Origin of the sequence: Variovorax sp. PAMC 28711 (assembly GCF_001577265.1) — a bacterium.
Classification (GTDB): Bacteria; Pseudomonadota; Gammaproteobacteria; order Burkholderiales; family Burkholderiaceae_C; genus Variovorax.
On sequence record NZ_CP014517.1, the window covers coordinates 2,763,174 to 2,776,764 of the forward strand.

Below are 13,591 nucleotides of genomic sequence, written 5' to 3' on the forward strand. Positions count from 1 at the left end.
GCATGGCCCGATCAAGCGCGCAGCTTCGTCAGCAGCCCGACCAATTCATGGATGGCCGTGTAGGGCTCGGGGGCGTCGTCCGCGGTGAATCGGCGTGCGAGCGCATCCGCTCGTGCGATGGCCACGTCAAGGCGGTCGCTCGTGCTCGCGAAGGTGCGCGACGCGCCCTTCTCGTAGCCGGGAATGTGTTGCTTTAGGCGCCTCATCACCTCGTCACGGTGCATGGGCGCCTGAATGTCCTGGTAGTGCAGCAGCAGCCACAGCTCGAAGCTGGGCACCGAGGCGATGGCGCGAAAGCGCACCATTTGCTTTTCGTCGTTCTTCAGCTTGCCGTCCAACGACTCGGCCAGACGCAATGCTTCGACATTGCTTGGATGGTCGTCTCGGTCGAACACGGCGTAGACCTGCTCGAACGCGCGAGACTGGATTTTTCGGTGTCGATCACCTTGCTCGAACAGGCTTTTGGCGTGCTGCACCACCTGGATCGGCGCCGTACCCAACTCGCTGGACCGCACCTGCACGTTGGCCGTGTGCAAGCGGTGCGCGGTGCGAATTTCGTTGAAGTAGTTGGGCTCGGTTTTGCTTCCCTCCGAAACAATCAGGATGCGGTCGTAACTGGCGCGACGACCGATCTTGCGTTGGAGCTGCTCCTTCTGGCGCTCCTGCGGGGCGCGGTCGCGCGCCATCAGGGCTGCACCGCCAGTGCGTCGCGCAGAAACGGGACACCGCCATAGCGGCCCATGAGGTAGCCGCGTTCGAGTGCCTCGTTCTTGCGGGGGCTGAACTCGGAGAGCGCGACCAGCGCGGAAGCCTGGTCGGCGTCTTTCTCAACGAACCAGACCTGATCGCGCCGGAACAGGTCGGGCGCGTCGAGCAAGGACGTGTCGTGCGTCGTGAAGATCAGTTGGGCGCCGCCGGTGTTGACCTCGGGGCGGTGGAACAGGCGCACCAGTTCGCGCACGAGAATGGGGTGAAGGCTGGTGTCGAGTTCGTCGATGACCAGCGTCCGCCCCTTTTCGAGGATGTCCAGCACCGGCCCCGCGATGAACAGCAGGTTGCGCGTGCCGCTGGATTCGTCCATCAGTTCGAATGTGGCTTTGCCCTGCGGTGTGGCATGAAAGAACTGCAGGTGATCCTGGTCTTGCTCTTCGTTGCGCACCTCGGTTTTTCCCGCCTTCATGTCGAAGTGCACCGTTTGCGCGGGGACTTTGCGCGAGACAACTTCAATGTTGTCGATGCTGATGTCGGCCGAAGACAGGAAATCGCAGAGCCGCCGGCGTCCGTCGGGCTCTTTGAGCATCTGGATGGAAATCTGCGGGTTGAGTGCAGCCCGCTCATTGAAGATCACCAACTCGTTGATGAGCCAATCGAACACGGGACGCAGAACATCGCTGTTGAGCTGCACGGCCATCGAAAGGAACAGCGCGTTGGGCCGGGTGGCGCCTTCCCAGAGGTTCTTCGCGCCCTTGAGGCCGGTGCCGAACTCGTAGATGTCCTTGCCTGTTTCGACATCGAAGCGACGGTCGAACCAGCGCTGCGGCTTGGAGGTCTTGTAAACCAGCAAATGCTCGCTGACGACTCGCTGCCGTGTCATGGCAAAGCCGTACTGGTAGCGGATGCCGTCCACAAGAAAGGTGATTTCAAACTCGGTTGGCGCTTCACCGGACGCCTGATCCAGACGGAACGCCTGAACCGCGAAGGACTGGTTCGGTTGGATCGTGGCCGACTCGGCCACGACGCCACGCATGTACTGCAAGGCCTTGATCAGGTTGGACTTGCCGCTGGCGTTCGCGCCATAGATAACGGCACTGCGCAGCACGTGCGGCGCTGCTTTCAGGCCCGTGGCTGCGGTGTGCGTGTCCTGCAGCGTCTTGTCTTTGGACGCTACGAGACTGAGCACCTGTTCGTCGCGCAGGCTGCGGAAGTTTGTGACGCGAAACTCGATCAACATGGCATTCAAACAAAATGTCTATTGATTTTGCACTGCAATCGCAAAATCGCAAGTAATTTTGTATGCGAATGGGGTTTTAATGCGAGCCGGACGTCCGCAAAAGCGCTTTAACGGTAGCGCATCCAATTAAAGAATGCTTTAATTCTCAGTCAAGGCATTCAAACCCGCGTTCATCTCATGCGCAGCACCGGCACCTACGTCACCACGACCACGCTGAGCGAAGCCGTTCAGGCGTTCGTGCCGCATGCGCTGCCGCCGAGCAAACCGGCGCTGGCGGCGGAGTCGTTCGTCGAGCGCAATCGCCATGCCGAACTGGCGCTCGCCCGTCTGTCCGGCGTGTCGGGTTTGGTGCCGTCGGTCGACTGGCTGCTCTACAGCGCCGTTCGCAAGGAGGCGCTGCTCACCTCGCAGATCGAGGGCACCCAGGCGACGCTGGTCGATTTGTTCGACGAAGAGGCTGGGCTGGCCGTGACCAACACCGACGATGTGGAGGAGGTCGCCAACTACCTGCGCGCCTTCCGTCTTGTGCGCGACAACCTGGCCAACCCCACGGGCTTGCCCATCAGCATTCGGCTGCTGTGCGAGTCGCACCGCCTGCTGCTCGATGGCGCACGCGGCGCGGGCAAGCAGCCGGGCGAACTGCGCAAGTCGCAGAACTGGATCGGCGGCACGCGGCCGGGCAATGCGGTGTTTGTGCCGCCGCCGGCCGACCAGGTGCCGGTGCTGCTCGGCGCGCTGGAGCGCTTCATCCACGACAAGGCACCCACACTGCCGCCGCTGGTGCGCATTGCGCTGGTGCATGTGCAGTTCGAGACGATTCATCCGTTTCTGGATGGCAACGGCCGCATCGGTCGTCTGCTGATTGCCGCGCTGCTGGAATCGTGGGGCTTGTTGCCGGAGCCGTTGATGTACCTGAGCGGCTACTTGAAGCAGCACCAGGCGGAGTACTACCGGCGCCTCGCGCGCGTGCGCACCGATGGCGATTGGGAGGGCTGGCTGGCCTTCTTTCTGGAGGGCGTGACCGAGTCGGCGCAGCAGGCCGAGCGCGGGGTGGTGGCGCTGGCCAGCCTGGTCACGGCCGACCGACGCCGCTTGCTCGAATCGCCGAAGGCCGGACCGGCCAGTTACCGCCTGTTCGAAATGCTGCCGCTGATGCCGCGCTTCACCATCGAGCGTGTGCGCCAGCAGTTGCAGACGAGCTTCCCGACGGCGACTGCAGCGGTCAAGGTGCTCGAAGACCTCGGCATCGTGGCCGAGCGCACGGGGCAGAAGACGAATCGCAACTTCAGCTATCAGCGCTATATCGCGCTGCTGACGGATTGACGCCATGACCGAAGACCAACTCGAACAGGAAGCGCTCGCCTGGCTGTTCGACGTGGGCTACACGCACCGCTACGGCCCCGACATCGCGCATGACGGCCCGACGCCGGAGCGGGCGAGCTACCGGCAGGTGGTGCTGGCAGATCGCTTGCGCGCGGCCATCGACCGGTTGAACCCCGACGTGCCGGCTGCGGCGCAGGACGACGCGCTCAAGCAGGTGCTGGCGCTCGGCACGCCGGTGCTGCTGTCTGCCAACCGTCAGTTCCACAAGCTGCTGGTGACGGGCGTGCCGGTGCAGTACCAGAAGGACGGCGAGACGCGCGGCGATTTCGTGCGGCTGGTGGATTGGGCGGATGCTTCCGGCGAAGGGTCTGGCAACGAGTGGCTGGCGGTCAACCAGTTCAGCATCCGCGGGCCGCACCACACGCGGCGGCCCGACATCGTGCTGTTCGTCAACGGCTTGCCGCTGGTGCTGCTCGAGATCAAGAATCCGGCCGACCCCAATGCCGACGTCTGGAAGGCCTACGACCAGTTGCAGACGTACAAGGAACAGATCCCCGACGTCTTTCAGTACAACGAATTGCTGGTGATCTCGGACGGCACCGAGGCCTTGCTGGGTTCGCTCTCGGCCAATGGCGAGCGCTTCATGGCGTGGCGCACCATCGACGGCGTCACGCTCGACCCGCTGGGCGGGTTCAACGAGCTGCAGACGCTGGTGCGCGGTGTGCTGGCGCCGGCGTACCTGCTCGACTACCTGCGCTACTTCGTGCTGTTCGAGGACGACGGCACGCTGGTCAAGAAGATCGCCGGCTACCACCAGTTCCACGCGGTGCGCGCGGCCATTGCGCAGGTGGTGGCCGCTTCCCGTCCCGATGCCGCGAGCGGCGTGCAGGGCAAGGGCGGCGTGGTGTGGCACACGCAGGGCAGCGGCAAGAGCATCACCATGACCTGCTTCGCCGCACGCGTGATGCAGGAGCCGGCGATGGCCAACCCGACCATCGTGGTGATCACCGATCGCAACGACCTCGACGGCCAGCTCTTCGGCGTGTTCAGCCTGGCGCAGGACCTGCTGCGCGAGCAGCCGGTGCAGGCGCGCACCCGGCAGGAGTTGCGCACGCTGTTAGCGAATCGGCCGTCCGGCGGCATCGTCTTCGCGACCATCCAGAAGTTCATGCCGGGCGAAGACGAAGACAGCTTCCCCGAGCTGTCGGCGCGGCACAACATCGTGGTCATTGCCGATGAAGCGCACCGCACGCAATACGGCTTCGAGGCGAAGTTGAAGACGCGGCGGTCGCCATCGGCACCGCTTGCGACCGGCGACGGAGCGCCGACGCCGCACCACGTGGCCTTTGCGCCGCCAACGTATGGCGCGGGCACTGTGGCGCGCTACCAGGTCGGCTACGCGCAGCACCTGCGCGACGCGTTGCCGCATGCGACCTTCGTGGCCTTCACCGGCACGCCGGTGAGCAGCGAAGACCGCGACACCCGGGCCGTGTTCGGCGACTACATCCACGTGTACGACATGCAGCAGGCGCGCGAAGACGGCGCCACCGTGGCGATCTACTACGAGTCGCGTCTGGCCAAGCTGCGGCTGAATGAAACCGATCTCGCACAGATCGACGAAGAGGTCGACGAGCTGGCCGAAGACGAAGAAGAAAGCGACCAGAGCCGGCTCAAGAGCAAATGGGCGGCGCTGGAAAAAGTGGTGGGTGCCGGGCCGCGGGTGACGAGCGTGGCGGCCGACCTGGTGGCGCACTTCGAGGAGCGCAACAAGGCGCAGACCGGCAAGGCGATGGTGGTCGCGATGAGCCGCGACATCTGCGTGCACCTCTACGACGAGATCGTCAGGCTGCGCCCCGAGTGGCACGACGTCGATCCGGAACACGGCGCCATCAAGATCGTGATGACGGGCTCCGCCAGCGACAAGGCGCTGCTGCGTCCGCACATCTACAGCGCGCAGGTAAAGAAGCGGCTCGAAAAGCGCTTCAAGGACCCGGCCGATCCGCTGCGGATGGTGATCGTGCGGGACATGTGGCTGACCGGCTTCGACGCGCCCTGCGTGCACACGCTCTACGTCGACAAGCCGATGAAGGGCCACAACCTGATGCAGGCGATCGCACGGGTGAATCGGGTCTTCAGCAACAAGCAGGGCGGGTTGGTGGTGGACTACATCGGCATCGGCAACGAGCTGAAGGCCGCCATGAAGGAGTACACCGCCAGCCAGGGCCGTGGCCGGCCGACGGTCGATGCGCACGAGGCCTACAGCCTGCTCGCGGAGAAGATCGATGTGCTGCGTGCCATGTTGCACGGCTTCGACTACGGCGGCTTTCTCACGGGCGGCCACAAGACGCTGGCGGGTGCGGCGAACCATGTGCTCGGCATCAAGGACGGCAAGAGGCGCTTCGCCGATGTGGCGCTGGCCATGAGCAAGGCCTTCACGCTGTGTTGCACGCTCGACGAGGCGAAGGCCGTACGCGAAGAGGTCGCTTTCTTCCAGGGCGTGAAGGTGATCCTGACCAAGAAAGAACTCACGGCGAAGAAACGAACGGACGAACAGCGCGAGATGGCGATTCGCCAGATCATCGGCTCGGCCGTGGTGTCGGAGAGCGTGGTCGACATCTTCGACGCCGTGGGACTCGACAAGCCCAACATCGGTTTGCTCGACGACGACTTCCTGGCGCAGGTGGCCAGGCTGCCGGAACGCAATCTGGCGGTGGAACTGCTGGAGCGGCTGCTCGAAGGCGAGATCAAGAGCCGCTTCGCCGGCAACATCGTGCAGGACCGCAAGTTTTCGGAGCTGCTCGCGGATGTGATCAAGCGCTACCAGAACCGCTCCATCGAGACCGCGCAGGTGATGGAGGAACTGGTCGCGATGGCGAAGAAGTTTCGCGAAGCGGCGTCGCGTGGCGAAACACTGGGGTTGACCGAAGACGAGGTGCGTTTCTATGACGCGTTGGCCAGCAACGAGTCGGCAGTGCTCCAACTCACCGACGAAGTGCTCAAGAAGATCGCGCACGAGCTCACCGAGAGCCTCCGACAGAACCTGAGCGTGGACTGGTCGAAACGCGAAAGCGTGCGCGCCAAGCTGCGGCTTCTGGTGCGGCGGATCCTCAGAAAGTACAAGTACCCGCCGGATCAGCAGGATGCTGCAGTCGAACTGGTGCTGCGGCAGGCGGAGGCGTTGGCGGAAGCCGCAGGCTGACATGCACACCTTCTACAACGACCGCCACGCCCTGCACCACGGCAAGCTCGAAATGTTCCGCGGCGAACTGGTGCCGTGCTTCGAAGTTCCGGCGCGCGCCGATTTCGTGCTCGACGAACTGAAGCGGCGCGCGCTGGGCACGGTCGAGACGCCGACGGCGTTCGACGACGGGGTGATCGCGCGGGTGCATGCGCCACGCTACGTCGACTTCCTGCGCGGCGCATGGGACGAGTGGGTGGCGCTCGACCCGGCCAATGCGCAACGCGATGCGTTCCCGTCGTACTGGCCGATCCGCACTTTTCGCAGCGACGTGCTGCCGGCGAGCTTCGCGGCTCGCATGGGGCTTTTCTCGTACGACGCGGGCAGTCCGCTCACCGCTGGCACCTGGACGGCTGCGCATGCGGGCGCGGGCTGCGCCATCGCGGCGGCACGAAGCCTGGTGGCCGGGGAGCGCGCCGCGTTCGCGCTGACGCGGCCGCCCGGGCACCACGCCGGCGCCGATTTCTTCGGCGGCTACTGCTTTCTCAACAACGCCGCCATTGCGGCGCAGACCTTGCGCGATGCCGGCATGGCGCGCGTCGCGGTGCTCGACATCGACTACCACCACGGCAACGGCACGCAGGCCCTCTTCTACGAGCGCGCCGACGTGCAGGTGACGAGCCTGCATGGCGATCCGCACACCGAATACCCTTACTACCTCGGCTATGCAGACGAAGACGGCGCTGGCGCGGGGCTTGGCTTCAACCGCAACCTGCCGCTGCCACGCGGCACCGGCTTCGCGGCATGGCGTGCGGCACTCGGCACGGCGCTCCAGGGCATTGCCGCGTTCGGTGCGGACGCGCTGGTCATCTCGCTCGGGCTCGACACCTTTGCGGGCGACCCGATCGCCGGCTTCACCTTGCAGAGCGCGGACTACCTCGCCATCGGCGACGCCCTGGCGCGCGCCGGCTTGCCGACGGTGTTCGTGTTCGAGGGCGGCTACGCGGTCACCGAAGTCGGCGTGAACGCCGTCAACGTGCTCGAAGGCTTCATGCAGGCTGCGCGCTGACAAAAGCACGGGACACTACGGATTGCTGACCGCGAGCTGACCGGGCCCAATCGCCGGTCGATCCTTTTTCCGAACTCCAGGAGTCTTCCCGCATGTTTTCCCGTTCCCAGCTGCTGCGCGCCACGGCGCTTTGTGCCCTGACTGCCGCGCTGCCGCTCACCGCATTCGCGCAGGCTTTTCCGGCCAAGCCCGTCAAACTCGTGATCGCCTTCCCCGCCGGCGGACCGACCGACATCACGATGCGTCAGCTCGCCGAAAACGCCTCGAAAATCCTCGGCCAGCCGGTGATCATCGACAACAAGCCCGGCGCGGGCGGCACGCTGCCGGCGCAGGCGCTGCAGACCTCGCAGCCCGACGGCTACACCGTCGCGCAAATCCCGCTCGGCGTATTCCGCCTCGGCTACACCACCAAGATCAATTGGGACCCGATCAACGACATCAGCTACGTCATCAACGTCACCGGCTATGCGTTCGGCATCGTGGTGCCTGCCAACAGCCCGTTCAAGAACTGGGCCGATTTCGTCGCCTACGCCAAGGCCAATCCCGGCAAGCTCAGCTATGGGTCGACCGGCACGCTGACCAGCCCGCACCTCACGACCGAGCTGGTCGCGCAGAAGGCCGGCATCGAGCTTCAGCACATCCCGTACAAAGGCAGCGCCGACCTGATGCTCGCGCTGCAGAGCGGGCAGCTCATGGCGGGCGCCGACAGCACCGGCTTCGCCACGCTGGTCGAAGCCGGCAAGCTGCGCGTGCTCAACACCTGGGGCGACAAGCGCCTGGCCAAGTTCCCCGATGCGCCCACGCTGAAAGAGCTGGGCTACGACATCGTGCAGAACTCCCCTTTCGGCATCGGCGCGCCCAAGGGCACACCGCCCGAAGTCGTTAAGAAGCTGCACGACGCCTTCAAGCAGGCCATGGAAGAGCCGAGCTACGTGTCTGCGCTCGGCAAGTACGACATGCTGCCCGACTACAAGAGCTCGGCGCAGTACACGCAGTTCGCCAAGGACACCGTGGCGCGCGAGAAGGTGGTCATCGAGAAGCTGGGGCTGGCGAAGGGGCAGTAGTCCTGGACCCGGTTCCTAGCCAGCGCCGGCGCCTGCCGCCCGCCGCCGCATTCCCGCTGCTGGCGACCGTGCTCTTCGCCTATTTCATGGCGGCCAGCGCGCCGTCGCCGCTGTTCATCGTGTTCCAGCAGCAGTGGGGCTTTTCGTCGTCGCTGCTGACGGTCGCTTTCGCGATCTACGCGATTGCGTTGCTGCTGTCGCTGCTGGTCGCGGGGTCGCTGTCGGATCACATCGGCCGACGCCCGGTGATGCTGGTGGCGCTGTTCATGCAGACGCTCGCCATGCTGATGTTCCTGTGGGCGCGCGGCATCGGCGGCCTGATCGCGGCGCGGGTGGTGCAGGGCATCGCGACAGGGCTGGCCAGCGGTGCCCTCACCGCGGCGGTGGTCGAGGCCGCGCCAACGTCGCAGAAGCGGCTCGGCGCGCTCATCAGCAGCGTGTCGCCGCTCGCCGGGCTGGCGGTCGGCGCGCTGCTGACCGGCATCACCGTCAAGCTGGTCGGCCATGCGGTGCCGCTGGTGTTCGGCACCCTTGCCGCGGTCGTGGTGCTGGGTGCGGTCGGTGTGCTGTTCGTGCCTGAAACCGCTGCACCGCGCCCGGGCGCATGGCGTTCGCTGGTGCCGCGGATGGCCGTGCCGGTGCGGGCTCGCGGCCCGTTCCTGCGCGCCGCGCCTGCGCTGGTGACGACCTGGGCGCTGGGCGGACTGTTCCTCTCCCTGGTGCCGTCCTTGTTGCGCGACGTGTTCGGCGTGCACGACGGTGTCGTCAATGGCTCGGCCATCGCCACCTTGTTCGGTTTTGGCGCGCTCGCACCGATGCTCTTGTCGCGCTTCGGTCCGGCGCGCGCCGGCGCCTTCGGCATGACAGTGATCGTCTTCGGCATCGGCGCGATGACGGCGTCTTTCTCGAACGCGTCGCTCCTCTTGTTCTTCATCGGCGCAGCGGTGGGCGGCGTCGGCTTCGGCACGGCGTTCTCGGCGCAGATCCAGATCCTGGCGCCGCTGGCCGATTCGCATGAGCGGGCGGAGCTGTTCGCCTCGATCTACGTCATGAGCTACCTCGCGTTCAGCGTCCCGGCCATGGCCGCCGGGCTGTTGATCGCACCGTTCGGCTTGTTGCAGACGGTGCGCGGCTATGCCCTGGTGTTGCTCGTGCTCGGCAGCATCGGCGCGGTGCTGCAATGGTTCGCGCTGCGCAACGCCGGCCGGGCGTCGCCGGCGCGCTGAGGCGAGGTCAGCGCGCGGCCAGGATCGCCCGCGCCGCTTCGGCGAATCCCGCGCCGCGCTCGCTTGGCGTCACGTAGCTCGGCAGATGCGCCAGCTGCGGCACGAAGCGCGCGATGTTGGCCACGCCGATGCTGTGCGCAAAGTGCTGGAACATGAGCTGGTCGTTGGTCGAATCGCCCACATACGCCCAGCGGTCCATCTCGGCGTCGAGCGCGCGGCCCCACAGTTCGCGCACGATCCAGCGCGCGCCCTCGCGCTTGTTGTGCGCGCCGTACCAGCCGTTGATGTGGATGCTGCTCACCGTCGCGTGCAGGCCTTCGTCGCGCATCAGCGCCACCACGGCCGCGATCTGCGATTGGTCCAGGTGGACGAACTCACTGTGGTCGATCGCGATGTCGCACTCGCGGCCCGCTGAATCGGTGGCGCGCACCGCGCCGGGCACTTCACGCTCGACGCGCGAGAGCGCCCGCTGCATGCGCGCGAAGTTGACGACGCGCGTGTCCGCGTCCTGCTGGTAGCGTTTGGACAGCGCGCCGTTCGCGGCGGTCAGCGCCACGGCGCCGTTCTCCGCGACGATCGAGTCGACCGGCCACGCGGCCGCGAACGGCTCGCTCCAGCCGACCGGTCGACCGGTGATCGCCACGACATGCAGGCCTGCGGCCTTCAGATCGACCAGCGCCTGCAACGCGTCGGGGGTGATGGCGCCGACGCTGGTGAGCGTGTCGTCGATGTCGGTGAAGACGCCGACGAGGCCGCGCCGCGCTTCGGCGGGCCATTCCGCGAGCGGGCGCATCCGTCCGTCCATCAGCCGGCCGTCTGCAGCGCGAGGCCTGCGTGCTCGCGCAGCGGATGGAAATGGATCTTCGGAAAGCGCTCCTGCGCGAGGCGCACGTCGTACGGCGAGGTGCAGAGGTACGCCAGCGTGTTGGCCGCGTCCAGCGCCATGCGCGCCGGGTACGCGTTGACGAAGTCGCGCAACTCGGCAGGCGTGTCGGCGGTGATCCAGCGCGCGCCGGTGTACTGGCAGCTTTCGAGACGGACGTCGCAGTCGTACTCGCCCTTCAGGCGGTGCTGCACCACTTCGAATTGCAGCTGACCGACCGCGCCGAGCAGCATCGGGCCGCCGATCTCGGGACGGAACACCTGGATTGCACCTTCTTCGCCGAGTTGCGCCAGCCCCTGCTGCAACTGCTTGGTGCGCAGCGGGTTCTTCAGGATCACGGTCATGAACAGTTCGGGCGCGAAGAAGGGCAGGCCGGTGAACTGGAGGTTGGCGCCGTCGGTGATGGTGTCGCCGAGCTGCACGCCGCCGTGTGTGGTGAAGCCGACGATGTCGCCCGCATACGCTTCTTCGACCGCCTCGCGGCGCTGGCTCATGAAGGTGACGACGCTGGTCGGGCGCAGCTCCTTGGCGGTGCGCTGCACCTTGAGTTTCATGCCCGGCGTGTACTTGCCCGACGCCATGCGCACGAAGGCGATGCGGTCACGGTGCGACGGGTCCATGTTGGCCTGTACCTTGAACACGACACCGGCGAAGTCCTTGTCTTCCGGCTGGATCTCCTTCACCACCGGTTGGCGATTGACCAGCGTGGTGCTGGTGCGCGACTGCGGCGACGGCGCGAGGTCGACGAGTGCATCGAGCACTTCCATCACGCCGAAATTGTTGACGCCCGACCCGAAGAACACCGGCGTCTGCTTGCCGGCGAGGAAGGCCTCGCGGTCCCAGGTCGGCGAGGCGCCGGCCGCGAGCTCCATGCTCTGCTCGGCGGTCTCGAACTCATGGCCGAAACGCTTGAGCAACTCTGCGCGGTTGTCGAGTGCAATCGTCTCGAACTCCTGCGGCAGCCGCTCCTTGCCCGAGTCGAACACCGTCATGGTCTGCGTGCGCAGGTTCATGATGCCGCCGAACGATTTGCCTTGGCCGACCGGCCAGGTCATCGGCACGCAGGGCATGCCGAGCTCGCGCTCGATCTCGTCCATGATGTCCAGCGGCTCGCGCACCTCGCGGTCCATCTTGTTGACGAAGGTGATGATCGGTGTGTCGCGTTGCCGGCAGACCTCGATCAGCCGTCGCGTCTGCGCTTCGACGCCGTTGGCCGCGTCGATCACCATCAGCGCCGAGTCGACCGCGGTCAGCACGCGGTACGTGTCTTCCGAAAAGTCCTTGTGGCCGGGCGTGTCGAGCAGATTGATCACATGGTCGCGGTACAGCATCTGCATGACCGACGAGGCGACCGAGATGCCGCGCTGCTTTTCGATTTCCATCCAGTCCGAGGTCGCATGGCGCGTCGCCTTGCGCGCCTTGACGGAGCCGGCGATCTGGATCGCGCCCGAGAACAGCAGCAGCTTCTCGGTCAGCGTGGTCTTGCCGGCGTCGGGGTGGGAAATGATCGCGAAGGTGCGACGGCGGCGGGTTTCGGAGAGAAAAGACAAGGTGCGCAATCTGCTACAGGGAATCGCCCGATTTTAGAAGGCGGCCCTGCAGCGGCTGGCGCACCGGCGCTCAATGCCCTTCGGGGCTCATTTGCGCTGCAGCAGCTTGGTCACCTCGTCGACGTTCGACTGGATGCGCCCGCGCACCACTTCGAAGGCGTCCTTCTGCGATTGGGCCGCCAGCGTGGCCAGCTCCTTGATATCGTCCACAGCGCGCTGGAACGAGGCACGGCCCAGCTCGTCGAGCTTGGCGAGATTCTCTTTCGGGTTCTGGCCGGGCATCGATTGCGCGGCCGATTGCCATTCGGTGATGGCGTTCTTGATCATCTCGGTCTGGCGCTGCACCACCGTCTGCAGGCCCTGGTAGGACTTCTCGTTGGCCTGCATCAGCGCCTGCAGGTCCTTGCGCCCGCTGTCGAGCATCTTGCCGGCGCCGTCGGTGAGGTTGAGGTTCTGCAGGCGCTCGGTCATTCCTTTCAGCGGGTTGAACATCGCGTCGGCGCTGGCGCCCTTGCTGCTGCTGGCGGTGGTCTTCGGGGCGGCTTTCTTGGCAGTGGCCATGGTGCGGTGTCTCCTGGAGGTTGAAGGTAGCGACGAAAAGTCCGTCGCCACGATACGCCGCACCGACGAAATCCCGCGCGGGATTTCCCTCGGATTCAGCTCACATCGGCGGCGTGAAGCCGTTGCGGCCCGCCAGCACGCGCAGAGCGGTCGGTGTGCCGTTGCGCTCTTGCGCGTTGACCAGCACCTTGGCGCCGGGCACGAGCAGCGCATCGGTGCCCGGACGGAACGTGACCACCGGCGTGCCGCGCGGCACAAAGAGCGTCTTCTCGCCGCCCTTGTAGCTCAGTCGCATTTGCTGGCCGCCGCGCCCGTCGGACGTGGCAGCGGCGAGGTCGGCCACGGTCGCATTGGTCATGGTGCTCTGTGGCTGCAGGTCCCACGGAAAATGGCCTTCGCCGGTGCCGCGCGCGGCTTCGGGGAACACCAGCACCTCGAGCGCCTTCTGTGAGCCGTCGGCCTGCGGCATCGCGGCCGTGCCAATGAAGCTGCCCTGCTTGATGTCGGCGAGCTTGATCGCAAACACCTCGGAGACCGGCATGTCCGGAACGCGTGCCAGCGAGACCACTTCGCCGCCTCGGTCCTTGACGATGACCTGCCGCGCGTCGGCGAACACCACGGTGCCGCGGATCCTCACCATGGGCGACGGCGCCGCGTTTTGTGCCAGGGCAAGGAGAGGCAACGTGGTGGCGCTGGCGAGGGTGGCGGCAAGGAATGTTGCGCGCAGCAATTTCGTAGGTTGGTTCATGGGGTCAATCTACGCCTTTGGCGCGCATCCGGGGTGTC

Annotated in this window: 11 protein-coding genes; 5 read left to right on the forward strand and 6 right to left on the reverse strand. The window is 65.8% G+C overall.

Annotation, left to right across the window (positions count from 1 at the left end):
* Positions 1–11 precede the first annotated feature (11 nt).
* On the reverse strand, positions 12–686 hold the full coding sequence (locus AX767_RS13390; RefSeq protein ID WP_068631793.1) for an RloB family protein: 675 nt from the start codon (positions 684–686) through the stop codon (positions 12–14).
* Positions 686–1,951: an AAA family ATPase gene (locus AX767_RS13395; RefSeq protein ID WP_068633689.1), complete on the reverse strand. Its 1,266-nt coding sequence runs from the start codon at positions 1,949–1,951 to the stop codon at positions 686–688. The genes AX767_RS13390 and AX767_RS13395 overlap by 1 nt, the downstream gene beginning before the upstream one ends.
* Positions 1,952–2,128: 177 nt before the next feature.
* Here AX767_RS13395 and AX767_RS13400 point away from each other — a divergent pair, with 177 nt between their 5' ends.
* The 5 genes from AX767_RS13400 to AX767_RS13420 all read left to right on the forward strand — a co-directional run bounded on the left by AX767_RS13400 (position 2,129) and on the right by AX767_RS13420 (position 9,811).
* Positions 2,129–3,274 (forward strand): Fic family protein, encoded by a 1,146-nt coding sequence (locus tag AX767_RS13400; protein WP_068631794.1) that lies wholly within the window; start codon positions 2,129–2,131, stop codon positions 3,272–3,274.
* A gap of 4 nt (positions 3,275–3,278) precedes the next feature.
* Positions 3,279–6,473 (forward strand): type I restriction endonuclease subunit R, encoded by a 3,195-nt coding sequence (locus AX767_RS13405; protein WP_068631795.1) that lies wholly within the window; start codon positions 3,279–3,281, stop codon positions 6,471–6,473.
* A gap of 1 nt (position 6,474) precedes the next feature.
* A complete protein-coding gene (locus tag AX767_RS13410; protein WP_068631796.1) occupies positions 6,475–7,521 on the forward strand; it encodes a histone deacetylase family protein in 1,047 nt (348 codons plus the stop codon).
* A gap of 92 nt (positions 7,522–7,613) precedes the next feature.
* Positions 7,614–8,585 carry a tripartite tricarboxylate transporter substrate binding protein gene (locus AX767_RS13415; RefSeq protein ID WP_068631797.1) on the forward strand — a complete coding sequence of 324 codons (972 nt, stop codon included), beginning with the start codon at positions 7,614–7,616 and terminating at the stop codon, positions 8,583–8,585.
* Between the two features lie 68 nt (positions 8,586–8,653).
* Positions 8,654–9,811 carry an MFS transporter gene (locus tag AX767_RS13420; protein WP_237288457.1) on the forward strand — a complete coding sequence of 386 codons (1,158 nt, stop codon included), beginning with the start codon at positions 8,654–8,656 and terminating at the stop codon, positions 9,809–9,811.
* A 7-nt stretch (positions 9,812–9,818) separates the two neighbouring features.
* Here AX767_RS13420 and AX767_RS13425 read toward each other — a convergent pair whose 3' ends face one another.
* The 4 genes from AX767_RS13425 to AX767_RS13440 all read right to left on the reverse strand — a co-directional run bounded on the left by AX767_RS13425 (position 9,819) and on the right by AX767_RS13440 (position 13,553).
* Positions 9,819–10,604, reverse strand: coding sequence for an HAD family hydrolase (locus AX767_RS13425; RefSeq protein WP_068633694.1), 786 nt, complete (start codon positions 10,602–10,604; stop codon positions 9,819–9,821).
* An 11-nt stretch (positions 10,605–10,615) separates the two neighbouring features.
* Positions 10,616–12,244 carry a peptide chain release factor 3 gene (locus AX767_RS13430; protein ID WP_068633691.1) on the reverse strand — a complete coding sequence of 543 codons (1,629 nt, stop codon included), beginning with the start codon at positions 12,242–12,244 and terminating at the stop codon, positions 10,616–10,618.
* Positions 12,245–12,331: 87 nt separating this feature from the next.
* Entirely contained in the window at positions 12,332–12,805 is a 474-nt protein-coding gene (gene phaP / locus AX767_RS13435; RefSeq protein ID WP_068631799.1) for a TIGR01841 family phasin, read from the reverse strand.
* Positions 12,806–12,905: 100 nt separating this feature from the next.
* The gene (locus AX767_RS13440) at positions 12,906–13,553 is read right to left on the reverse strand and encodes a hypothetical protein (RefSeq protein ID WP_068631800.1); all 648 of its coding nucleotides are present in this window, start codon (positions 13,551–13,553) and stop codon (positions 12,906–12,908) included.
* Positions 13,554–13,591 lie beyond the last annotated feature (38 nt).

Bases quoted from the DNA above. Each gene is read 5' to 3' on its own strand.
- AX767_RS13390 (WP_068631793.1), bottom strand. From the start codon at position 686: ATGGCGCGCGACCGCGCCCCGCAGGAGCGCCAGAAGGAGCAGCTCCAA.
- AX767_RS13395 (WP_068633689.1), bottom strand. From the start codon at position 1,951: ATGTTGATCGAGTTTCGCGTCACAAACTTCCGCAGCCTGCGCGACGAA.
- AX767_RS13400 (WP_068631794.1), top strand. From the start codon at position 2,129: ATGCGCAGCACCGGCACCTACGTCACCACGACCACGCTGAGCGAAGCC.
- AX767_RS13405 (WP_068631795.1), top strand. From the start codon at position 3,279: ATGACCGAAGACCAACTCGAACAGGAAGCGCTCGCCTGGCTGTTCGAC.
- AX767_RS13410 (WP_068631796.1), top strand. From the start codon at position 6,475: ATGCACACCTTCTACAACGACCGCCACGCCCTGCACCACGGCAAGCTC.
- AX767_RS13415 (WP_068631797.1), top strand. From the start codon at position 7,614: ATGTTTTCCCGTTCCCAGCTGCTGCGCGCCACGGCGCTTTGTGCCCTG.
- AX767_RS13425 (WP_068633694.1), bottom strand. From the start codon at position 10,604: ATGCGCCCGCTCGCGGAATGGCCCGCCGAAGCGCGGCGCGGCCTCGTC.
- phaP (WP_068631799.1), bottom strand. From the start codon at position 12,805: ATGGCCACTGCCAAGAAAGCCGCCCCGAAGACCACCGCCAGCAGCAGC.
- AX767_RS13440 (WP_068631800.1), bottom strand. From the start codon at position 13,553: ATGAACCAACCTACGAAATTGCTGCGCGCAACATTCCTTGCCGCCACC.